At 60.7% G+C, this 22,842-nt stretch carries 18 protein-coding genes; 6 read left to right on the forward strand and 12 right to left on the reverse strand.

The annotated features are described in order from the left end of the window. The first annotated feature begins 5 nt into the window (after nt 1-5). A complete protein-coding gene (locus ACM6I0_RS27290) occupies nt 6-881 on the forward strand; it encodes a helix-turn-helix transcriptional regulator (RefSeq protein WP_046055575.1) in 876 nt (291 codons plus the stop codon). 510 nt (nt 882-1,391) lie between these two features. Here ACM6I0_RS27290 and ACM6I0_RS27295 read toward each other — a convergent pair. From ACM6I0_RS27295 to ACM6I0_RS27320, 6 genes are read right to left on the reverse strand one after another with little or no spacing between them, the layout of a single operon-like run. Further along, on the reverse strand, nt 1,392-2,207 hold the full coding sequence (locus ACM6I0_RS27295; protein ID WP_414923727.1) for a YfaP family protein: 816 nt from the start codon (nt 2,205-2,207) through the stop codon (nt 1,392-1,394). A gap of 3 nt (nt 2,208-2,210) precedes the next feature. Beyond that, entirely contained in the window at nt 2,211-3,830 is a 1,620-nt protein-coding gene (locus ACM6I0_RS27300) for a DUF2300 domain-containing protein (RefSeq protein ID WP_414923728.1), read from the reverse strand. Between the two features lies 1 nt (nt 3,831). Next, nucleotides 3,832-8,397, reverse strand: a complete 4,566-nt coding sequence (locus ACM6I0_RS27305; protein ID WP_414923729.1) for an alpha-2-macroglobulin family protein — start codon at nt 8,395-8,397, stop codon at nt 3,832-3,834. Further along, on the reverse strand, nt 8,394-9,044 hold the full coding sequence (locus ACM6I0_RS27310; protein ID WP_405046081.1) for a DUF1175 domain-containing protein: 651 nt from the start codon (nt 9,042-9,044) through the stop codon (nt 8,394-8,396). Before ACM6I0_RS27310 ends, ACM6I0_RS27305 begins: the two co-directional genes overlap by 4 nt. Next, nucleotides 9,029-10,741 carry a DUF2138 domain-containing protein gene (locus tag ACM6I0_RS27315; RefSeq protein ID WP_414923730.1) on the reverse strand — a complete coding sequence of 571 codons (1,713 nt, stop codon included), beginning with the start codon at nt 10,739-10,741 and terminating at the stop codon, nt 9,029-9,031. Before ACM6I0_RS27315 ends, ACM6I0_RS27310 begins: the two co-directional genes overlap by 16 nt. A gap of 36 nt (nt 10,742-10,777) precedes the next feature. Next, complete coding sequence (locus tag ACM6I0_RS27320; RefSeq protein ID WP_414923731.1) at nt 10,778-11,569, reverse strand: YfaP family protein; 792 nt, start codon at nt 11,567-11,569, stop codon at nt 10,778-10,780. 276 nt (nt 11,570-11,845) lie between these two features. On the opposite strand from ACM6I0_RS27320, the gene ACM6I0_RS27325 reads away from it, so the two are divergent. From ACM6I0_RS27325 to ACM6I0_RS27345, 5 genes are all read left to right on the forward strand, one after another. Continuing rightward, entirely contained in the window at nt 11,846-12,988 is a 1,143-nt protein-coding gene (locus ACM6I0_RS27325) for a Fic family protein (RefSeq protein ID WP_414923732.1), read from the forward strand. A gap of 77 nt (nt 12,989-13,065) precedes the next feature. Further along, complete coding sequence (locus tag ACM6I0_RS27330; protein ID WP_007894317.1) at nt 13,066-13,308, forward strand: exodeoxyribonuclease VII small subunit; 243 nt, start codon at nt 13,066-13,068, stop codon at nt 13,306-13,308. Further along, entirely contained in the window at nt 13,305-14,207 is a 903-nt protein-coding gene (locus tag ACM6I0_RS27335; protein WP_285432428.1) for a polyprenyl synthetase family protein, read from the forward strand. Before ACM6I0_RS27330 ends, ACM6I0_RS27335 begins: the two co-directional genes overlap by 4 nt. Nucleotides 14,208-14,299: 92 nt before the next feature. Continuing rightward, a complete protein-coding gene (gene dxs, locus ACM6I0_RS27340; RefSeq protein WP_414923733.1) occupies nt 14,300-16,198 on the forward strand; it encodes a 1-deoxy-D-xylulose-5-phosphate synthase in 1,899 nt (632 codons plus the stop codon). Between the two features lie 158 nt (nt 16,199-16,356). Beyond that, nucleotides 16,357-18,240, forward strand: a complete 1,884-nt coding sequence (locus tag ACM6I0_RS27345) for a TonB-dependent receptor domain-containing protein (RefSeq protein WP_414923734.1) — start codon at nt 16,357-16,359, stop codon at nt 18,238-18,240. Nucleotides 18,241-18,359: 119 nt separating this feature from the next. Here the strand turns inward: ACM6I0_RS27345 and ACM6I0_RS27350 are convergent, their stop codons facing one another. The 6 genes from ACM6I0_RS27350 to thiL all read right to left on the reverse strand — a co-directional run bounded on the left by ACM6I0_RS27350 (nt 18,360) and on the right by thiL (nt 22,670). Next, on the reverse strand, nt 18,360-19,160 hold the full coding sequence (locus ACM6I0_RS27350; protein ID WP_414923735.1) for a cobalamin-binding protein: 801 nt from the start codon (nt 19,158-19,160) through the stop codon (nt 18,360-18,362). Next, entirely contained in the window at nt 19,160-19,579 is a 420-nt protein-coding gene (locus ACM6I0_RS27355) for an MFS transporter (RefSeq protein WP_414923736.1), read from the reverse strand. The genes ACM6I0_RS27350 and ACM6I0_RS27355 overlap by 1 nt, the downstream gene beginning before the upstream one ends. After that, entirely contained in the window at nt 19,576-20,193 is a 618-nt protein-coding gene (gene ribA, locus ACM6I0_RS27360) for a GTP cyclohydrolase II (RefSeq protein ID WP_045057501.1), read from the reverse strand. Before ribA ends, ACM6I0_RS27355 begins: the two co-directional genes overlap by 4 nt. A 251-nt stretch (nt 20,194-20,444) precedes the next feature. Beyond that, entirely contained in the window at nt 20,445-21,182 is a 738-nt protein-coding gene (locus tag ACM6I0_RS27365; protein WP_414923737.1) for a substrate-binding periplasmic protein, read from the reverse strand. Nucleotides 21,183-21,204: 22 nt separating this feature from the next. Continuing rightward, nucleotides 21,205-21,708 (reverse strand): phosphatidylglycerophosphatase A, encoded by a 504-nt coding sequence (locus ACM6I0_RS27370; protein WP_285432418.1) that lies wholly within the window; start codon nt 21,706-21,708, stop codon nt 21,205-21,207. Then, complete coding sequence (gene thiL, locus ACM6I0_RS27375) at nt 21,705-22,670, reverse strand: thiamine-phosphate kinase (protein ID WP_414923738.1); 966 nt, start codon at nt 22,668-22,670, stop codon at nt 21,705-21,707. Before thiL ends, ACM6I0_RS27370 begins: the two co-directional genes overlap by 4 nt. Nucleotides 22,671-22,842 lie beyond the last annotated feature (172 nt).

The following is a 22,842-nucleotide window of genomic DNA, read 5'->3' on the forward strand; positions in this document are numbered from 1 at the left end:
GGGACATGAAACGCAAGCAATCGATCGAGCAGGTTCGCTGGGATCTGGCACTTCGCTATCGTTTGATCGAGACCGTTGCCTGGTGGGAAGGCCGGCTGACCACGGGACACCTGATCCAGAGCTTCGGCATCAGCCGGCAGCAGGCGTCCAAGGACATCAATACCTACATCAATGAACATGCGCCTAAAAACCTTACATATGACAAACAGATAAAGGGCTATGTGCCGAGCAAGGTGTTCAAACCGCTGTTCATTGACGACAGTGCGAGCGCCTATTTGCACCTGCTCTATCAAAACAACGCACGCGCGCCGCACATCGAAGGCCTTGCCCTGGCCTATGCCCACACCAAAGTGCTCGAAGTACCGGATCGTTCGATCAAGGCTGAGATTCTTCGCCCACTGCTCAAAGCCTGCCGTGAGCACCTGCGTCTGGACATCGATTACGTCTCGCTAAACAGCCCGGAGCCCGAAGGCCGCACGATTGCGCCGCACACATTGGTGTACACCGGGATGCGCTGGCATGTGCGCGCCTACTGCGAGAAAAACCGGGAGTACCGCGACTTTGTACTGAGCAGGCTAAGAGGCGTGCCCGATATGCGGGAGGATGAAACCGAAAACGGCATTGATGGAGATGAGGTGTGGAATACCGAGGTGGCGGTAATCATCAAGCCTGACGGGCGCTTGAATAAAGCACAACAAGCGATCATTGAAGTCGACTTCGGGATGACTGATGGGCAATTGGTTGTTCCGAGTCGAAGGGCCTTGGTGATGTATGTGTTGCAGCGCTATCAGATTGATCCAAAAAACCTGAATCCAAATCCTGAGGCTCAGCAGATTGTGGTCGCAAACCTCAAGGAGTTGAAACCCTGGCTGTACGATTGAACCAGGGCTTTGCCTTTAGTTGAAACAGCCCCGCACAAGTCCGGTCTCCGCATCGGCTCTCATAGTATCCAGGTTCTCGCAGGGGATTTCGGCTCAATCTCGACTAATCCCAACGCCTGCAGAATCGGCAACACGTAAGTGATGTTTCTTGGGCCGAAACTGCCTGTGGTAGTTAAACGAGATGCCCGGCAAAGTGGACCTGCCTCCTCGGGAACTGTCTTCGCGTTTATCACGCACGGTCCTCTTCGGTCGTGGTTATGGTCATGCAAGTACTGGATTGCGTTCTCGAAAGCGCTACGGGGAACAACCATCGACGTGGAGCCAGGGGTCACAGTGACCCCATTGGCACTCACTGCTACTACGTTAAAAGTCCGTTGCCCACCGGGCGTATTCAACACAGTCATACCGCTGATCAGTGGCCAGACGGATGCAATGGTGTTCGCTGCTGAAAAACTCATTGTGTTTGCTCCCTGTAGGCAGATAAATAAATTCGAAACGCACTATAAGCCCTCACGGATAACTAAACCCCTTAACCAACGTCAACTCCCCCACCGCCCGCATCGGCACCAGGAACGTCTCCATCTTCTCATTCGGCGTCCCTTCCTCCGTAATCACCGTCACCTGCGCCGTGGTCAGCGGCTGAACCGCCTCTTCCTGTCCTTCTTCGTCACTGCGATACCCGCCGCCGAAGTAGTTCACGTACACCAGATACTGCCCCTTGATCGGCGCCGGCATGGCGAAGATCTCCGGGCCGTACCCCGTGGTCACGTCGACATCCAGCGCTGCGCCGTTGGGTGCGACACGGTCGCCGTACCAGATGTGTGCGCCGTCGGGCGTAATCAGGTGCAAGTCCAGGTCCGTGTTGTCGCTGTCCCAGGACAGCAGCACCCGCAACTTGGCCGGGGTTGCGCCGCCGCTGGCGTTGAGAAACTGCGTGCGATGCCGCTGCTGGCCATCGGGGCTGCGGACTTCGACGCTGTTGCTGCCTTTGGGAAACGAGAACGGGCGATCAAAGCGCCCAGCGGGATCAATTTTCAACGGCATGCTGACGCCGTTGACGATCAACCGGCCTGGTTCGCCGGACTTGGGCGTGGCTTTGATCTGGCCGGTGATGCGCGCGGTGTTGGCTTGGCCCACCGGCGTGTTCACTGATGAAGCCGGGTAGTTGACTGTCTGACGGAAGTTTTCACCTTCCCCCTCAATAGCCCCCGTACGCCAACCGCCAACAGGCGTATCAAGTTTTACGGCGCTATCGGAGGCGAACACCGTCGGTAATACGCAAAAAGAGCAAAGGAACAGGAAGACCTGTGGGTAACGGAGTTTCATGGCCTATTCCAGCAAGAGGTGGCGGGCGAGCCCTTCGATGTAGGTTTCATCCTGGCCATTGGGGTGTGCTTCGAAGGCCAGGTGCAGGTATTCGTGGGTCAGGTCGAGGCGGTCTTGCAGCGTTAGCACGCCGCGCACGTAGATGCGCTGGCGTTCGCGGTCGACATAGGGGCGGCCGAAGGCCAGGCGGCAGACGGCGAAGGTGCTGACTTCGTTGTAGCCGACTTCGCTTTCCAGACGTTGGCGCCAGCCGCGACGTTGGGTTTGCAGCCAGTCCTGGGCGGCGGGGAGCGCTTCGCAGGAGGCGACCGGATTGTCCCAACGGCTGAGGCTGGCACGCGGGTAGGCGTGCAGCAGAATGGCGTCGTAGCGTTGGCCGGCGTTGGCTTGTTCGACGGCTTGCTGCCAGGAGAGTTTGTCCGGGCCCGGTTGGTCGGAGTGGTAGGTGACGGTGCTGCCGGCGAGAACCAGGTCGCTGGTCCAGGCTGCGATGTAGCGTGACTCGGCAGTGGCCGGACGTGGGGCAACACGTTGTCGGCTGCTGCTGTCGTCGATGCTCAGGCAGTCGCCGTGGCGGGTGGCGTTTTGCAGCAGGTAGGTGCGGATGGCGATGGCCAGGGCTTTGGCGGCCTCGGCAGGTTCGGGCTTGGCTTCTCGTTGCAGAACACGGGCGACGTATTCTTCGCGGTCCAGACGGGCGATGAGCTTGTCCTTGAGCAAAAACAGTTCGCCGTCGCTGTGGATATCGAGTTGATTGCCGCTGGTGAATTCAACGCGGTAATCGCCTTGCAACGGCCCGGCAGTAACAACCCGATCCCCGGCCAGTACACGCCCGACCGGATAACGGGAAAATAGCCCGACCTCGACGCAGCGTCCTGCCTCCGAGGGCCAATCCACCGGCAACACCGAAGCCAACGCCGCTCCGTAGTGACGCAGCACCATCTGGCTGGTTCCGCGCCCTCCAGCCCAGACGGGCGTGCCATCCACCGTCCAACCGGCAAACCCGCCCTGACGCGACGACGGATCCTGATCTCCCAACCAGCTCCAGGTTTTCACCCGCAACCGACCACCGAGTTCACCCACGACGTTGCCGTCAGCGGCGTTCAATACCACATCCAGCAACACCCGCCGCGCCTGATCCTGCGCGGGCATAACCGTCAGCGCTTTGAGCAATTCAGCCACCGGCACTCGTGTCGAAGGCTGCAGCGACGGCAAGTTCAGCAACCACTCCGGCGCCTGTCGCGACTGCCAGTACGTGCGCCAGTCAGCGGCAGCGATGCCCAAGCGTGCCGGCTCGAAATACAACCCGCACGACTTCACCAACGCCTGATCGCGTTCAATCTTGCCGCCCGCGGAACAGCAATAAACCTCTTCCTTCGACTGGCCGCGACATTCATAGGGCGATTCATGCGCGCCGTTATCCACCAGCCAGCCGTACACAAACAACTTCCACACACTGCCCAACGGGGTCTGTAGATCAGCAGGCATTGGCTGGTGTGAGATCACCTGAGTGCGGCTCAACGAGATCAACTCGCCCTTGAAGCCCAGGCGCAGCGGCTCGTCCTGCGCTGTCGCTAGCGCAGGGATCAAACACAACAGCCACCAGACCAGGGGGCGGATCACATCAGTTGACCGTGATCTGGCCAAGCGCCGGTTGCTGTTCCTGGGCCTGATGCTGTGGCGCATAGACCTGCGTGAAACGCACCGGCGGCAGGTTGAACTGGCCTTTTTGCGAGAAGCGCACCAGATGACGCAGGCGCAATTCGCCACTCAACGCATCCACAGGAATCGCGTAAGCCATCTGCCCCGGCTCGAAGCGCGCCTTCTCCAGCGCCGTCGGTTCGGTGCCCGCCTTGCCCATCAACTTGATGCCCCAGGTGGTGCGCTCGACATCGGCGCCCGGTGGCAGCGGCACTTCGATCATGCCGTAACGCAGCGGTTTCGCGGCTTTGCTGGTGATGATCACTTCGTCCAGATAAAGGCTGTCGCTGGACAACGGTTTGCTCCCCACCGCTTCAAGTTTGAAGTTGAAGGCTTCGTCGCCCGGCACCAGGCGCGACAGGCGACGGGTGATGGTCACCGCCATCGGGTCAACTGGCGGTTGTTTGGTCTGGAAGCTCAATGCCGCCCGCAGCGGACGCTCTTGCGCTCCCGCCAACGCTAGCACCGCAGGCACAGGCGTAGCACCCTGCCACGTCCAATACATCTCACCGGTAGCGCCGTACTGTTTCTTCCAGCCCTCGCCGGGGGCCAGTGCGATGGTCGGCGAAGCCTGTTCGATACCGCGTTGCAACCAGGTCAGCGCCAACGCACGTTCGAGTGTCGATTGCTGCGGCAGCAAACGTTGCAACAGCGCTTTCGCGTGAGCTTGATCAAAGGTTTGCAGCGACAGGTTCAGCGCCTCGGCAAACGGTTGAGAACTGACGGCCAGACGCTGCTGCGCATCAGGCAGTTGACGGTTGAAAGCATCAGGCAACGTCACCTTGGACTGACGCGCCAGAGAGGCCGTCAACGCACGCGCCGCCGCCAACCCCAGCGCCGAATCCGGATCGCTCATGACAATGCTGTCTTCGCCGTCCTCCATCAGGTTCGCCGCATTACCCTCGCCGGCTTTCGACAGGTCATCCATCAACCCGCTGAGCAACGTGTTGACCGGCAATTGCATCTGCTTGGCGAACGACAGAATCAGTGCACGCTGCAACAGCGGGGTATTTTTCGCCTGCTTGGCATACACCTCCAGCACCCGCTGCCAATGCTCCGGCGGCAGGCTCAACTCCAGCGCTTTGCTGGCGTGCCAGTCGGCGTAATAGGCGTACGCGGTGAGGAACGCATCCGGCTCACCGTCCATGCCCCACCAGGTGAAACTCGCCGACGGCCCGGCCATTTGCACCAGACGCAGACGACTGTTTTGCATGATCAGGCGCAAGCGATCACGGATCTGCGGGTTCGAGGACAAGACCGGATACGCGATGCTCAATGGGAGCAAACGGCTGGCCGTCTGCTCGACGCCGCCATACGGATAGCTCAGCAAATCATCGAGCGCCGAGCGGAACAGCGCTTGCGGACTGTCATCCAGGCGCAGGCGAATATCCGTAGCATCCGCCGGCAGCGTCAGCGGCGTATCACCGCTGGCCACGTCCAGGCTTTGGCTTTGCGTGACCTGCCAGCCTTCACCGGTCGCGGTCAGACGCACGGCCAGCGCATCGGCGGTTTTGCCGTCCTGCACCAGTTCAGCGGTCCACTCACCCGAGGCCAATACAAATGCTGGCAGTGGGATGTAGTTGATGCCGTTGTTCAGGGTCACCGGCACACGTTGATCGGCGCCGCCGTAATGGATGACCAGCTCGGCCTTGACCGGTTTTTCAGACTGGCTAAACGCGAACACACCCAGATCCGGCTTGTCGCCCGTGCGGAATTTGCTTGGTCCACTCCACTTCAGGTACAGCGGTTTTTCCGAGCGCACGAATTGCTTCTTCTGCCCGACCTGACCGTCATCGGCGATGGCTCGCGCAGTGATGCGCCAGCGGGTCAGCGAGTCCGGCATCTTGAAGGTGAAACGGGTTTTGCCATTGGCATCGGTCACCAATTCAGGCTGCCACGCGGCGGTGTCGACGTCTTCGCGACGCGGCCGCTCCAGCACTTTCACGCCACGCTCGCTGCGGTTGGCTTTGCCCGGCGCGCCCGGGCTACCCGGCAATGCGACGTCGTAGCTGATGAACGACAAACTGGCACTGGTGCGCACGTTGTTGCGGCGCGGGTGGTAGAAGAACTGGTCGATGGTCGGCGCCACTTCCGGTTGCAGCGCGTAGATCATTTCGTCGACGACACTGACCGTCAGGTGCGCCGGAATCGGCTTGCCGGCGAATTGCGTGGTCAGGTCAACCGACACCGTATCGCCCGGCTGATACGTCTCTTTATCGGTGGCGATGGCCACGTCGATCTGCGGCGCAATCACCTTGATGCCGGCGTTCTGGAAGCTGTATTGGCCACCCTTGGTGTACAGCACCGAGAACGTCAGGTTCGGCGCGAAGGTATTCTTCACCGGGATGCGCGCGCGATATTGGGTGTCGCTGAGCTTTTCCATCTTCAGCCAGTCGCCGCCCTTGGACAGCAACGCCGTGGCCTCGACCTTGTCCCGCTCCAGCGACAGCAATGCATCGCTGATCGGCTCAGGGAATGTAATCAACGCGAGGGCTTCGTCGCCGGCCTTGTACTCGGGTTTATCGAGGACGATTTCCACCGTGCCCGGCACGGCTTTGACGCCGTCGCCAGTAACCGAATGGCCGGTCGCACCAACCACGCGGCCATGGTCATCCTTCAACGTCAGGTTGTAGGTGCCCGGACGTTCGAAGGCCAACGTGAAGTTTTTATCGGCTGCGGCCAGTTTGCCTTCGCCGATGCTCTGGTCTTCCAGGCGCACCCAACCGTAACTGCTTGGTTTCACTGCTTTGCTTTGTTCGCTGCCGCCTTCATTCAAATAGCTGAACGTGACCTTGTCGCCCACCGCACTGAAACGTTGCGGCGCCCGCAGACTGAAACTCGCGGCACCACGGTCGATGAGGATTTCCTTGGTGGTCTTGACCCGATACGCCGCGCCATCGCTGGCAAAAACCGTGAGCATGTAGCGGCTTGGTTTTTCAGCGGCTGGCAGCTCAAGGGTCGCGTTGCCCTTGGCGTCGGTGGTCAGTTCGGTGCTGGTCAGCTCCACCGGGAATTGCCCGAGGTATTGCAGTTCGTTGTCGACCATCGACAGTTGTTGAGCGCGCAGGCTCAAGCTCAACTTGGCGTTGGCCACTGGCTTGCCGTCCGGGTACAGCAGCACCAGGCTGCCTTTCACCGGCTCGCCGGTGCGGTAATCCTGCTTGGCCAGGTTCAAGGAAACTTCGAAGTGCGGCTTGATATATTCGGCGACACGGAAGGCGCTGCTATAGGCCTGGTCCTTGTAGCTGAAACGTAGCTCGTAACCGCCGGCCACGGCGTTGTCCGGCAACTGGAAGCGACCTTGGGTGCCGGCCTTGGAATCGAGTTTCAGCGCCAGCGATTGCAAGGCTGTGCCGGTGGCATCGAGCACGGTCACGTTGACGTCGGCAGCCGTCGGCGCCACGGAATCCCGGGCGTTCTTGAACTCGCGACCGACGATTTTCAGCGACACCCAATCCCCCGGCCGATACAGCGGTCGATCCGTGAAGGCATAGAGTTTGGTGTCGTAGATTTCGCTGTCGTAATAGAAGTTTTCGGAGACAAACACCCCGCCCTCTTCGTCCTCGCCAATGACGAACGAACGCTCGGGGCTGACGTGTTTCAGACGCAGCAAACCATCGGCATCGGTAGCGCCGCTGCTCATCACACCCAGGCCATCGGTCCACAGCACATTGACCTTGGGCACCGAACTGCCTTCGTGTTTGCGCGCGGCCCACACCAGCAGTTCATCACCGGCAATCTTGCTCACGGCCACGGTATTGGAAACGAACACCATCGTCGTCGCGCGGTACTTGCCGATCAGCGCTTCCACCAGATACAGGCCTGGTTTGAGGTTGCCCAACGGAATGTACACGTTGCCCGGTGCGACGCTGACGAACTCGCTGGACGAGCCGGCCAGGTTCACGCCCTCAGGCGGCTGGATCGGCTTGGCTTGCCACAGCGGATAACGGAACTGGCTGACCACCGGCAGGCCCGGGATCAAGGCGAATTGCGGCTGCGCATCGTAAGGCGTTGGCGCGGCAATCGCGCTGCCCATCTTCAGTTCCGGCACTTCTTCGGTGACTTGTTTACGCGATTCGTAGGAGAACGCGCGCTGCATCACCCGGCGGGATTTGCGATACCAGTTGTCCCACAGGTACGCGAGGGTGTTCGACAGGCCCTCACCCTTGAACTGGCCGTCGCTGACCACGCGGTGCAGGTTCTTTTGACGCTTGAGGAAATCCAGCGGCTTGTCGATGCGATACACGCGAATATCCGCGCCACCGTAAGGCTCCATGCGGAAACGACGATAGTCACGGCCCGGCGCTTCGAGGCGCACCATCGCCTGTTCGTCGCTGGCGAAACTGCTGTCGGCCAGCAGGAAAAAGCTTTCACCGGCCACCGGCGTGTAGCCGCTGGGCTCGACGGTGTCTTCGGCGATGGCCGCCGAAAAAGGCAGAACCAATACCAACAGTAGAGGCAGAAAACGCAGCATGCGGGCACCGATCATTGGGAGAGAAAGTTCAGTCGATAGACGCCGATGAAGTTGGGGTTGGCTGCGTCGGGTATCCATCGGGTGTCCTTCCATGTCATGAGTTGCTGCAGGCTTGCGGATCGCATGCCGTTGTCAGTGGGGGTGGTGGTGCCGGTGTGATAGGCGATGTAGCGGCCCATCCAGATCATCAGGTGCTGGTCGTCGCCCTGATCGAAAAACATCAGGTCGCCGGGCCGTGCTTGCGCCACATCCCGGCCGACCAGATGGCTGTTGAACTGAATCAATTTGATTGCGTTGACGTACGGCCCGACCTTGCCGCCACCCTGTTGCCATTGCTGGGCTAGGCCGCGCTGGGCTTCGCTCAACTGCAATTCGGGCGGCAGGTAGCGATTGGACAGGCCATTGCTGCGCAGCCATTTATCGTCATGGACTTTCAGCGCTTCGTTGGCGGCGAAACGCACAAGGCCGGCGCAGTCCTGCTGATACCAGCGCGGGCTTGGGCCTTGGGTCAATTGTTCCTGGGCGATGCGCACAAACCAGGCACGGAACACCTGGGATTGCTGCGGATCCAGCGCGGGGGCGTCACCGGCAAATGCACGACTGCCCAGCAACATCGCCAGCAGGCCGAGGCCTCGGATGAGTGCGGTCACAGGGCTTTCCATTCCAGCGGCAGCCATTGCCAGTGGCCATCGGGTTCGCTGCCTTCGGGCAAGGTCAGGGCGTATTTGCCGTAACCGCCGAGCTTGCGCAATTTCGGGATCAGGTAGGTTTGCGCGGCGTTGTAGAACACCGGCTCCATGTCCTGCGGCAAGCTGTCGAGGGTTTCCTGTTGCATCAGCTGCGCCATGGAATCCGGGCCGAAGTAGACCGGCATCAGCAAGTCTTTGGGCACCACGTCAGCCATCGGCGGAAAGCGTTTGTCGAGGGTGCCGAGGGCTTTGTCCACCAGCTTGTCGTCGAGGGAGAACAGCAGCGTCGAACCGTGACGGGCCAAGCTCACGCGCATGAACGCCTTGCCGGTGATCGCGTCCGGTTGCTCGGCGTCCTTGGCCGCGTAAGGGCCGAAGTTGGAGCTGACCTGACGCTGCCATTGGTGAGTGGTGCCTTCCTGCTTCTCGACCACCGGGAAGGCGTGGTCTGCCACATTACCCTCGTAAGCACCGACCATCGAGCTGAACAGGTTGCCCAGGTCGCCATCGAGCTTGGCGCTGTCATCATCATTCAGGCTGGCCACCAGCAGCGGCGTGTACAACCGCGAATCGGCGTACCAGCACAGGCCGGCAGCACCGGCCATGTGTTCGGTCAGTGCCTGAGCCACGGTTTCGTCGGCGCCGAGTTTCACCAGCAGCGGTTTCTGTTGTTCGGCGGCCAGAGGCAACGCGACGCAGGCGCTGGCGCCCATCGGCATGGCTTTCCAGATGGGTTTGAAATCGAAGTCCGGCTGCTTGTCCAGTTCATCCATGGCGAGGAAGCTGTGCCAGCCTTTGTCGTCCATGTCGAAACGCAGACCGGCGAAGTTCGGGATGAAGCGCTGATAACCCATGGCCAGCACACTGGCGTTGACCGAAAGACGTTGTTTCACCTCAGGCGCGCGGGGTGGCAGGCCAAACGCTTCGGGGAACAGTTTGTCGCCGTTGAGCAACGCGGCGATGGCCTTGGTCGAAACGCTGCCCGATTCTTCGGATGTGCCGCTTTCGGGGTCGTAGAGTTTGGTCGGATTGGACAGCACCACCAGTTTGTCGCCGTGGGAAGCGAACACCAGCGCCTTGCTGGCGTTGTAGCTGAGTTGATAAAGCGCCACGTCGTCGGTCCCGACTTTCACATCAGCGATTTTGGTCAGCTGCGAATCATCCAGCGCCACTTTGGCCAGCGGCTCCAGCACCTTGGCCAGTCCGCCGCGATCCATCACCAACAAAAAGTCTTTCAGACGACCGTCCGCCCCACGCCACAGCGCTACGTCCGCCGGTTGATCGAAGAGCTGCTCGATCAGGCTGTCCTGCAATTTCAGGTCATGTTCGTAAATGATCCGCCGCAGACTGCCGATCAAGCCGAGACGGTCGGCGTGCGCTTCGTAATAGAAGACGAAATCTTCGGTCAGGGTTTCCTTGAGGAACGGCACCGCCAGCAAGTCCTTGGGCAACTGGCTCAAGGAGTGGGTTTCGAGCAGGCCGTCCGGACGACTCATGCCCAGCTTGTCGCTGGCCAGCTCGGCCGGTGGTGCCTTGGGCTTGTGCATGAACCAGCCCAATCCGCCTGCTACGCCAGCGACCAGGACCAGCCCGACCAGCACGGCCGGCCAGCGGCGGGAAGGTTTGGCGGCCGGTGCGTCAGCGCCAGGAGTCACAGTGTTATCGCTCATGTTCACAAAGCCCATTTCATCCGTGGAGCGGGATGCTTAATAGTTGAAAGTCTTGACCAGCAACAGGTCACCGATCGCGCGCAGGGGCACGATGAAGGTCTCGCGTTTTTCGTCGACGGTGTTTTCGTTCAGCACCAGATTGATTTGCGAGGTGATGACCTCGTTCTGGTTGCTGGTCTCATCGAAGTTATAGCCTTCGCTGCCGAAGTTGCCCCAATAGTTCACGTAAACCAGATAGGTGCCATGCAGCGGCGCGGTCATGGTGAACATCTCCGGACCGGGGCCATCGACGCCATCCGGGTCCAGACCGCCGCCATTGGTCAACGCCGTGTGGGCGAAAAACGCGTGCTGGCCGTCGGGGGTAATGATGTGCAGGTCGAGTTCGGCTTTCGGATCGTCCCAACCCAGCACCACGCGAATCCGTGCTGGGGTGCGCAGGTTGTTGGCTTCATAGAATTGAACGCGCTTGAGAGACTTGCCTTCAGCGCTGCGCACTTCGACGCTGTTGGAACCCGCGCCGAACGCATACGGCCGGGCGAAACGCCCTTCGTCGTCGGTGTAAAGATTCAGCGGATTGCCATTGACCGCCAGGGTGTGGGGCCCGCGTTGAGTGCCGATGGCCTTGAGCTGACCTTCGATCATCGTGCGATTGCGCTGCACGCCCCGGTCGATGGGCGGTGTGGGATAGGCAACTTCAGGATTTTCACTGCGATCGAGCAGGCCGGAATAACGCCAGCCGCCCACCGGTTCCGAAAGCTCGGCCGTCGGTTCGGCCCAGGCCGCGCTCGCGCAGACCAGCCCCATTACCAGCAAAAGAAATGAACGCATGTGACGCCTCCTGCCATGCATAACGAAACCTTGCGCCCGATCCTCGGCGCGTTACAGATCTAAAAACTGCGTTTCGTCAGAAAGACCCATGACTATCGGGTCGTAGAAGGCGCGAAGGTTAGCCATTTGGCGGTTTTTTAACAATCGGATACATCTTTATTTGTGGTGAGAATCACGGTGAAAGCGAGGCGTGAGCCGAATAGCGCAGTTATTCGGCTCACCAAATGAGCCGAATAAGATTATTATTCGGCTCATTCACCTTGGAGCACCCGGTTAATGGCACCTCACTGGATCTGGCAACAGCCCGATTGGCCGAATTTCAACTGGCACCCCGAGCGCCTGACGCCGCTGTTGCGCGAGTGCGTGCAAGCCCAAGGTCAGTTAATGGGCATGGCCTGTTCTGTGGACCGCTCACTCAGTGCACAGACAGAACTGGATGCGTTGTTGCAGAACATCGTGACGTCTTCGGCTATCGAGGGGGAACAACTGAACGTTGGCTCGGTGCGCTCTTCGCTGGCACGGCGTCTAGGCCTGGAAGCAGTCGATGGCGGTCAAGTCAGCCAACGCAGCGAAGGGCTGGCGCAGTTGCTGCTCGATGCCACTCAGCACTTCGCCTCTCCCCTGACATTGGAGCGACTTCTGGCGTGGCATGAATGGCTGTTCCCGGATCAGGACACAAACTTTGCCACTCGCTCCATCCATATCGGTGCGTTACGCGGCGATGAGCCGATGCAAGTGGTGTCCGGGCGTATCGACAGACCCACCATTCACTTTGAAGCACCACCGCGCAAAGGACTGGAGCAGCAATTGGACGCCTTCCTCAACTGGTTTGAAGCCAGCCAGAGTCAGGTCGGGCTCGATCCTTTGTTGCGGGCCGGCATCGCACACTTCTGGTTCGTCACCCTGCACCCCTTCGATGATGGTAATGGACGACTGACGCGCACCATCACCGATCTGGCACTGGCTCAGGGCGAGGCGCAAGCGATCCGTTTCTATGCGATGTCAGCGAGCATTCTGGAGGACCGTTCCGGCTACTACCGGGTACTTGAGGCCAGCCAGAAAGCCACCGTGGATATCACGGATTGGCTGGAGTGGTTCCTGCAAACCTTGTTACGCAGCCTGCAGCAGGCCATGACCCGGATTGAATCAGTGCTGGGCAAGGCGCGTTTCTGGCAGGCCCACCGCGAGTCCGTTTTGACGGCGGAGCAAACCAAAGTACTGAATCGCTTGCTGGATGGCGGAGAGCGCGGTTTCGAGGAAGGCATCAGCGCTGCGCAGTATCAGGCGGTGGTAAAGGTGTCCAAGGCCACTGCCACTCGTCATCTGGCTGAATTGCTGGAGAAAGGCTATGTGAAGCGGCTTGCCGGTGGTGGGCGTAATACTCGATACCAGATCAGCTATCCCGAAAGCAGTGGCTGAAATGCCCCGCTCATTTGCCCATAACCCCCATGTCTGCTAGTGTCGCGCCGGTTTAACGTCAACCGGAAATAGCCGCCATGGCCCGCAAAAAAGCTGCACTGGATTTCGAACAATCTCTCGCTGACCTGCAAACGCTGGTGGAGCGTCTGGAGAACGGCGAATTGTCGCTGGAAGACTCGCTGACGGCTTTCGAGCAAGGCATCGGTCTGACCCGCGATTGCCAGGCGGCGCTGGCCCAGGCCGAGCAAAAGGTTCAAGTGCTGCTCGAGCGTGATGGCGAGTTGGCCGAGGAACCCTTCGACGCGGATCAGCCAGAATGATTGCAGCGTATTCGGCGACCAGCCAGGCCCGCGTCAACGCAGCACTGGAAACCCTGTTCAACCCGCCGAGCCCCGAGCTGGCGCGGCTGTACGAAGCCATGCGCTACAGCGTGATGAACGGCGGCAAACGCGTGCGTCCGCTGCTGGCCTATGCCGCCTGCGAGGCGCTGGGCGGCAAGGCTGAGCAAGCCAATGGCGCGGCGTGTGCAGTGGAGCTGATCCACGCCTATTCCCTGGTGCACGACGATTTGCCGGCGATGGACGACGACGATCTGCGCCGCGGCCAGCCGACTACGCACAAGAAATTCGATGAAGCCTGCGCGATTCTGGCCGGTGACGGCTTGCAGAGCCTGGCGTTCACCGCGCTGCTCGACCCGCGTCTGAGCGCTTCGGATGCTGCTCTCCCCTCCGATCACCTCCAACTGCAAATGGTCAGCGCCCTGGCGTTGGCAGCAGGCCCGGCGGGCATGGTCGGCGGTCAAGCCATCGACCTTGGTTCGGTCGGCCTGAAACTCGATCAGAAAGCCCTTGAGTACATGCATCGGCACAAGACCGGCGCGCTGATCGAGGTCAGCGTCAAGCTCGGCGCCCTGGCGAGCGGTCGTGCCGAGAAAGACGAACTGAAGTCCCTGCAGACTTATGCACAGGCCATCGGTCTGGCTTTTCAGGTACAGGACGACATTCTCGACGTCGAAAGCGATACCGAAACCCTCGGCAAGCGCCAGGGCGCCGACATTGCCCGCGACAAACCGACCTACCCGGCCTTGCTCGGCCTCGACGCGGCCAAGGCCTATGCCCTGGAACTGCGCGATCAGGCCCTGCACGCACTGCGACCGTTTGACGCTGCCGCCGAGCCACTGCGCGACCTGGCCCGGTACATCGTCGAGCGTCGCAGCTGACGGCGTATCTGCCAAGTTAAAACCAACGCGTGGGCAGGGGGCGATGCATCAGGTAAACTGCCGCATCTTTTATACCTATAACGATTCGCCTGATGCCCACGACGTTTCATGAGATTCCCCGCAAGCGCCCGACCACGCCCCTGCTCGACCGTGCCAACACGCCGGACGGCCTGCGCCGGTTAGGCGAAGCCGAGCTGGAAACCCTGGCCGATGAGTTGCGCCTGGAATTGCTCTACACGGTCGGTCAGACCGGTGGGCATTTCGGTGCAGGCCTGGGCGTCATCGAACTGACCATTGCGTTGCATTACGTCTTCGACACCCCGGACGACCGGCTGGTGTGGGACGTGGGTCATCAGGCCTATCCGCACAAGATCCTCACTGGCCGTCGCGAGCGCATGAGCACCCTGCGCCAGAAGGACGGCGTCGCAGCCTTCCCGCGCCGCGCCGAGAGCGAGTACGACACCTTTGGCGTCGGCCATTCCAGCACCTCGATCAGTGCAGCGCTGGGCATGGCCATTGCCGCCCGCCTGCAGAACAGTGATCGCAAGGCCATTGCCGTGATCGGCGACGGTGCGTTGACTGCCGGCATGGCCTTCGAGGCGCTGAACCATGCGCCGGAAGTGAACGCCAACATGCTGGTGATCCTCAACGACAACGACATGTCGATCTCGCGCAATGTCGGCGGCTTGTCGAATTACCTGGCGAAGATTCTTTCCAGCCGCACCTACGCAAGCATGCGCGAGGGCAGTAAAAAGGTCCTCTCACGCCTGCCCGGCGCCTGGGAAATCGCCCGTCGCACCGAAGAATACGCAAAAGGCATGCTGGTCCCCGGCACGCTGTTCGAAGAGCTGGGCTGGAACTACATCGGCCCGATCGATGGTCACGACCTGCCAACCCTGATCGCCACCTTGCGCAACATGCGCGATCTCAAAGGCCCGCAGTTCCTGCACGTGGTCACCAAGAAAGGCAAAGGTTTCGCCCCGGCGGAAGTCGACCCGATCGGTTACCACGCCATCACCAAACTCGAACCTTTGGACGCTCCGGCGGCCGCGCCGAAAAAAGCCAGCGGGCCGAAGTATTCCGGTGTGTTCGGCGAATGGCTGTGTGACATGGCCGCCGCCGACCCACGCCTGGTGGGCATCACACCGGCGATGAAGGAAGGCTCCGATCTGGTGGCCTTCAGCGAGCGTTTCCCGCTGCGCTACTTCGACGTGGCGATTGCCGAGCAGCACGCGGTGACCTTCGCCGCCGGCATGGCCTGTGAAGGCGCAAAACCGGTGGTGGCGATCTACTCGACGTTCCTGCAACGCGGTTACGACCAACTGATCCATGACGTCGCCGTGCAAAACCTCGACGTATTGTTCGCCATCGACCGCGCTGGTCTGGTGGGCGAAGACGGCCCGACACACGCCGGTAGCTTCGACCTGTCGTTCCTGCGCTGCATCCCCGGCATGCTGGTGATGACCCCGAGCGACGAAAACGAACTGCGCAAAATGCTCACCACCGGCCACCTGTTCAATGGCCCGGCGGCGGTGCGTTACCCACGTGGCTCCGGCCCGAATGCAACGATCGAGAAAAACCTTGAGCCGATCGAAATCGGCAAAGGCGTGGTTCGTCGCCAGGGCAGCAAAGTCGCCCTGCTGGTGTTTGGCGTGCAGTTGGCCGAAGCGCTGAAAGTCGCCGAGACGCTGGATGCAACCGTGGTCGACATGCGTTTCGTCAAACCGCTGGACGAAGCACTGGTTCGCGAAATGGCCGCCAGTCATGAGCTGCTGGTCACCGTCGAAGAGAACGCGATCATGGGCGGCGCCGGTGGCGCGGTCAGCGAGTTCCTCGCACGGGAGAACATCCTCAAGTCGATGCTGCATCTGGGTCTTCCGGACAGCTACGTCGAACACGCCAAGCCTGCGCAAATGCTGGCTGAGTGCGGACTGGATGAGGCAGGGATCGAAGCGTCTATTCGTCAGCGCCTGCAACTGCTAAATATTTAAACGCATCACCCTGTGGGAGCGAGCCTGCTCGCGATGGCGGACTGACAGTCGACATATTTGTTGACTGACAAAACGCCATCGCGGGCAAGCCCGCTCCCACAGTGGTTTCTGTGCCTTTCAAAATTTGTGTTCGCTTTAAAGCGCCAACGGACTGCCCAATGAAACTCTCCCCCCTCGCCCTGACGCTGACGCTTCTGCCAGCCGGCCCACTGCTGGCCGACACCTTCGAACGCGATGAGGCCCTGAAGCTGCCGGACATTCTGATCAGCGCCAACCGTCAGGTCGAAGCGCGCAACGACAGCAGCGCCGCCAATACCGTGTTCACCCGCGAGGACATCGACCGCCTGCAACCGGTCAGCGTCACTGACTTGCTCAGTCGCGTGCCTGGCGTGCAAGTCGCGCAAACCGGCGGTCGCGGCAGTCTGCCGGGGATTTACATTCGCGGCACAAACTCGGCGCAAAGCCTGGTGTTGGTGGATGGCCAACGGATTGGCAACTCGACGTCTGGCGACAGCAACCTGCAACACATCAACATCGAACAGGTCGAGCGCGTGGAAGTGTTGCGCGGCTCGCGCTCGGTGATCTACGGCAGCGATGCGATTGGCGGGGTGATTCAGATTTTCACCCGCCGTGGCGGCGAACCGGGCTTGCAGCCACGGATGCACGTGGGATTCGGTAGCCATCAGACCTGGGAACGCAGCCTCGGCGTGTCTGGCGGCGATGAGAAAACCCGTTTCAACCTTGGCACCAGCCTTGATGAAAGCGCCGGGATCAATCGCACTCACGAGTCGTATCCCAGCGACGGCGATCACGACGAGTACCGCAATAAATCTATCAGCCTGAGCCTGAGTCACGCCCTCACCGATGACATCGAAATCGGCGCCAACGTCCTCGATAACCGTGGCAAAAGCGAGTTCGACAACCCGTTCGGGCGCTTCGACACGAGCACCTTCGAATCGGTCCAGCAGCAGCCTTACAGCGATTTTGACATCAGCAGCATCAGCAGTTACGTCGATGCCCGGGTTAACGACCTCTGGAAAACCCGCATCGAATTCGGCCACAACGAAAACCGCGAAAAGACTTTCGACAAGCTCAGCGACGAGCGCAGCGTGTTCAACACCTACCGTGATTCAGTGAACTGGCAGAACGATTTGACGCTCAACGAGCGCAACAGCCTGATCCTCGGCGGCGACTGGTACGAAGACCGGATCAACAGCAGCACACCCTTCGACGAGGACAGCCGCTGGAACCGCGCGGCGTTTATCCAGCATCGCTACCGGGCGGACAGCTTCTCCACGGAACTGGGGCTGCGCCGAGACGAGAACCAGCAGTTCGGTGGCCAGAATAGCTGGAGCGGCACTTTTACCCTGCCGCTGAACCCGGACAACGACGTGCTGTTGACCTACAGCGAAGGTTTTCGCGCGCCAACCTTCAACGACCTGTATTACCCGGATTTCAGTAACCCCGACCTCAAGCCCGAAACCTCGAAAAGCTATGAGCTGCAATGGCGCAGCCAGTTGACCGACAGCAGCCGACTGGAAACCTCGCTGTACCGAACAGACCTTGAAGACGCGATTATTTTCGGCAGCAATTCTCACCCGCAGAACGTGGCTTCGGCGCGGATCAACGGTTTTGAAGCGGCGCTGAAACAAGAGCTGTTCGGCTGGCAGAGCAACCTTGGCGTGGCGATCATCGACCCACGGGATCGCGACAGCGGTCACACCCTGGCTCGTCGTGCGCGGCGGACGTTGAGCCTGGATCTGGATCGGCAGTTTGACCGGCTCGGGCTCGGCGCCAGTTGGCAGGCGGTGAGCAGCAGTTACGACGACAAGGACAATCAGCAAGCCCTGGGCGGGTATGCATTGCTCGGGTTGCGCAGTAGCTGGGAGCTCAATCGCAGGATCAAGCTTGAGTTGAAGGTCGATAACCTGCTGGACAAGGGTTACAGCCGGGCGCTGTACAGCCATGAGGGCAGTCAGTATGGGTATCGCGAGGAAGGTCGGGCGTGGATGTTCGGGGTGACCTGGACGCCCGAAATATGATCTGAGATTTTTAGTGTTTGGGCGGGCCTCATCGCGAGCAGCCTCGCTCCCACACTGGATCTGTGAGCGACAACCCCCCCTGTGGGAGCGAGCCTGCTCGCGATGAATGCGCCTCGGTCTCAGCGGTCCGGCGCGATCAACTGGCAGAGTTTGGCCGTCGCCTCGATCATCTGACCACTCGGCCGCTCAAGGCCCTTGTCCGCGACCAACAACAATTGCCCCTGCGCCACCGCCGCGACCTGAGGCCAGGCCTTCCACGCATTGAGCTGCGCCTGGTCGCTGGCCAGAATCACCTCGGGATTGCGCTGCAACACCGCCTCGACACTGACCTGCGGCGCAGGCAACGTCAGGTCCGCGAACACATTGCGCGCGCCACACACGTCAAGCGCATCACTGATGATCTGCTCACCGCCAACGGTGTACAGCGGCCGGTCCCACACCTGATAAAACACCCGTAACGGCTCATCCCGACGATAGCGCTGGCGCAGGGCAGCCAGTCGCTGACGCAATGCTGTGGCCAATGAAACGCCACGCTCAGGCCGGCCGAGCTGCGCGGCAATTGCTTCAATCTGCGTGATCAGCTGGCCGAGGTTGTGCGGTTCGGCGACGTAGGTGGGTATGTTCAGTCGCTTGAGCTGGTCACGCTGGGCCGGACCCACACTGCCCGGCCATAGCAGCAATAAATCGGGCTTGAGGCTGAGCAACCGTTCCATGTCCAACTGGCCGTAGCGGCCAACGGATGGAAGTCCGTTGAGTTCGGCAGGACGCTCGCCGGCATCCAGCACACCGACCAGAAGGTCCGCCGAGTTCAACTCGACAACGATTTCAGAAAGTGACGGCGCGAGGCTGACAACCCGCAAGGCCGCGAACGCCGAGCCGCTGACGGCCAGCAGCATCACCGCCAGCCAGACACGAACCATCAGCCGAGTTGACGCGGGATACGGTAGAGGTAGAACAGCACCGCGGTCGACAGCGCAAGCAGAACCAATGGCACCGCTTCAAGGCCGACAAACACCGCCAGCGCGCCGATCCAGGCCGGCAGTGCTGCCGCCAGGAACGCGATGCGGCGCTTGGCCGCCAGGGCGATCCAGGCTGCGGGTTCTTCAGGGGTGTCGAGGGCTTTCTGGGTGGCGATCAGCGCGTGCTTGTAGCCACCGAAAAACTTCAGGCTGACAAACATCGAGGCCACGCCAGCAATGAACAACGGCATCGCCAGCACCGGCAGAATCGCCTCGCTTTGACCGAATACGCCATTGATCACGAACAGCGGCAGCAAGGCCAGGGCCAAATACTGCCACCAGTTGAAAGACAGCCGCCGCCGAACCTGACCTCGCGTCACGCCCGGTCTGCCTCGCCCTGATGCTCGTTGCCCATCATGTGGTCGAGCTTGCTGGCCTTCGTGGCCAGGTAGAGTTTGTTGTGCGGATTATGGCCGGTGTGCAGCGGCACGCGCTCGGCGACCACGATGCCCATGTCGGTCAGGGCTTTGACCTTGCGTGGGTTGTTGGTCATCAGGCGCAGGGATTTCACGCCCAAGTGCTCCAGCATTGGCAGGCACATGGCGTAATCGCGCTGGTCGGCGGCAAAGCCCAGACGCTCGTTGGCTTCAACGGTGTCGGCGCCGCCGTCCTGCAATTCATAGGCACGGATCTTGTTCAACAGGCCAATGCCTCGGCCTTCCTGACGCAGGTAAAGCAGCACGCCGCGCCCTTCACGGGCGATGGCCTGCAAGGCGGCCTCAAGTTGCGAGCCGCAGTCGCAACGCTGGCTGAACAAGGCATCGCCCGTCAGGCATTCGGAGTGCAACCGGCCGAGTACCGGGGCACCATCGTCGAACTCACCCAGGCTCAACACAACGTGCTCGCGCCCGTTTTCTTCATCGAGAAAGCCGTGCATGGTGAATTGCGCAAAAGGCGTTGGCAGCTTGGAAGCGGCGACAAAAACGACAGGCACCGGTGTGCTCCTGATCAAAAGTACTGGAGATTCGCAGACGCGGCATTGTAACAGCACGCTCCCGTGGACGCTTAGGCTGAATTATGGGGCATAACGATCAAAAAGTTCGATCCCAGGCCCACCAAAGCCTCCTTGTGGGAGCGAGCTTGCTCGCGATGGCGTGTGTCTGTCTGCATATTTGTATCTGACAGACCGCCATCGCGAGCAAGCTCGCTCCCACAGGGGTTCAGTATCAACCAATAGATCCGTGTTCAGTTTACGTCGAATGGATACGGCTGTTTCCAGCGTTCGAAGATCAGTTTCAGCCGTCCGCTTTTCACCAGTAGTTCCATGCGCTCGTCGAACAGTGCCATCAACGTGCGAGCCTTTGGCGTATCCGCGAAACACAGGTACAGCGGCAAATCTGCGATGTGCGTGCGACGAAACTGCCCCCGATCCTTGGCGCTCTTGAGGATAAAGTCGACCTCGGCGAGTGCGTCGATGTAGTAGTCGGCCCGATTGTGGATCAGCATCGACAGAATACCGGTGCGTCGAACGACTTCGTTATAGCGGCTCACGTTAGGCAAGTAATCCTGGAAGCTGTAGCCACGGACCCAGGCCAGCCGATAGTTGCCCAGCGTTTCCGGGGTCGGCGCCGGATTGCTCGCCAGCCCCAAGGCATAGATGTGATCGGTATCGAAATTCCAGCGCGGATAGAGCAGGTCGTCGGTCTCATCACGATAGGAGCCGACACAGGCGTCGACGTCGCCACGTTGTGCCAGGCCGATGGAGCGGATGTAGGGCTCTGTGCGGATGTCCAGCTTGACGCCGGTCGGCTCGAACACCTCCCGCAGCACGTCCCAACCCAGGCCATGACCGTCCGCGGCGGTGTAGTCTTCCCAGTCTTCGCTGGCCAGATGAATCACCGACGGTATCGTCGCGGCATCGCCCGCGCTGGCAAGCGAGCAAAACGTGGTGAAAACCATCATAGCCAACCAGCGCAGAGCCATCCTTAGTCCCCTGTTTCGCCTGTCAGGCGAAAATCCATACCAACCCCTGCATCGCCAGCCACGCAAATACGCCTGCCAATACATCGTCGAGCATGATCCCGACGCCACCGTGCACATGCCGGTCGATCCAGCGAATCGGCCAGGGTTTGAGAATGTCGAAGAAGCGGAACATCAGGAACCCCGCCAACAACCAGTACCAACCGTCCGGCACCAGCCACAGGGTGATCCACATCCCGACCATTTCGTCCCAGACGATGCCTTCGTGATCGTGTACCCGCAAATCGTCGGCAACCTTGCCGCACAGCCAGAAGCCGAACAGCATGGTGACGCCCAGCATCAGCCAGTAACCCCAATCGGGCAGCATCTGCCATAACGGGATAAAGGGTAGCGCAACTAACGACCCCCAGGTGCCCGGTGCTTTTGGCAAGGTGCCCGAGCCGAAGCCGAACGCCAGGAAGTGCCAGGGATTGCGCCAGACCGACGGCGGTACGAATTCCGCCGGGACCTGTTTGGGATGATCTGTCACGGTGTCTCCCGAAAATGTTGATAACCGCGGGTTTGCGGGGTGATGTCTTGTCCATCGGCATCCAGCAGCACGACGCCCTGCCCTGCCACGACACGCCCGACCACATGGATCGGCCAACCGTCGGCCAGCAACGCGGGTAACTCGACGGACGGCAGGGTGAAGGCCAGCACGTAATCGTCACCCCCACTCAAGGCTGCGCTTTCGGCACCCGATTGGCCAAGGAAAGCCACTAAAGCGTTGGACAGCGGCAATCGGTCCCGTTCAACCTGAATGCCGACTCTCGACGCCAGGGCGATATGCCCGCAGTCAGCCAGCAGACCGTCGGAGATATCCAGCGCCGAGGTGGCTTTGCCACGTAGCGCCTGCCCGAGAGCCAGTTGCGGTTGCGGCGACCAGTAATGGCGCAGCAGCGGGTCGGCGATGGCCACATCGGCGGTTCGCTGCCCGAGTACCAGCGGTAAGGCGCCAGCGCCATTTCCCAACTCGCCGCCCACACAGAGCAAATCGCCTGGCTGCGCCCCGCTGCGAGTCAACGCCTGACCTGTCGGCACGCGCCCAAACACCGTCATCGTCAGGCTCAGCGGGCCGCGAGTGGTATCGCCGCCCACCAAAGCCACACCGCAGCCCTGCGCCATGACGGTCAAACCTAGGGCGTAGGCCTGCAACCAATCGGCGGTCACCGTCGGCAAGGTCAGGGCAAGGGTAAAGGCAATCGGGGTGGCGCCCATGGCGGCCAGATCGCTGACCGCGACGGCCAGCGAGCGCTGACCGAGCAGAAACGGATCGCAGGGATCTGCGAAATGCACGCCGGCAACCAGCGTGTCGGTGGAAATGGCCAACTGCTCCCCGGGAGGAACCGTCAGCAAGGCGCAGTCATCGCCGATTCCGAGAGCAACGCCCTCGCCGCCCTGCGCACAAGGCGCGGCGGCGAAGAAATTGCGGATCAGCTCAAACTCACCCATAGGGGTGTCCTCTCTCACCAATACTGTTCATTTTTAAGCGGCGTCTGGTGTCGCCATACTGCGTTGCCGCTCCTCGCCATAGCACGCTATGACTCGTCGCGGCGCCTTGTCTGGCAACACCAGCCACTCGCTAAAAAACGAACGTATCGGCGAGACAGGACACTGCAAGCGC

Source organism: Pseudomonas sp. IT-P294, from assembly GCF_949767865.1.
Lineage (GTDB): Bacteria > Pseudomonadota > Gammaproteobacteria > Pseudomonadales > Pseudomonadaceae > Aquipseudomonas.